1 protein-coding gene is annotated in these 334 nt (G+C 50.9%); it reads right to left on the bottom strand.

Annotated features, from left to right (window positions below; translation table 11 throughout):
• A partial coding sequence (locus J1G40_RS18305; protein WP_265244109.1) for a hypothetical protein occupies positions 1 to 334 on the bottom strand: 334 nt, incomplete at both ends.

Genomic DNA, 334 nt, shown 5'->3' with positions numbered 1-334 from the left:
AACTCGCCACCGCGCCATCTCGCCTGTTCACTAAAAATGTACCCCGTACATTTTCTTTACGCTCCAGCGCCCTGGGGAGGTAAAGGCTATGATCCTGTTCCTTAAAGGGATGACAACTTGCCACCGCGCCATCTCGCCTGTTCACTAAAAATGTACCCCGTACATTTTCTTTACGCTCCAGCGCCCTAGGGAGGTAAAGGCTATGATCCTGTTCCTTAAAGGGATGACAACTCGCCACCGCGACATCTCGCCTGTTCACTAAAAATGTACCCCGTACATTTTCTTTACGCTCCAGCGCCCTGGGGAGGTAAAGGCTATGATCCGGTTCCTTAAA

Origin of the sequence: Muriicola sp. Z0-33, from assembly GCF_026126425.1 — a bacterium.
Classification (GTDB): Bacteria; Bacteroidota; Bacteroidia; order Flavobacteriales; family Flavobacteriaceae; genus JAFMPW01.
Note: the sequence above shows the minus strand (reverse complement) of the source record. Positions and strands in the feature narration are given on the sequence as shown.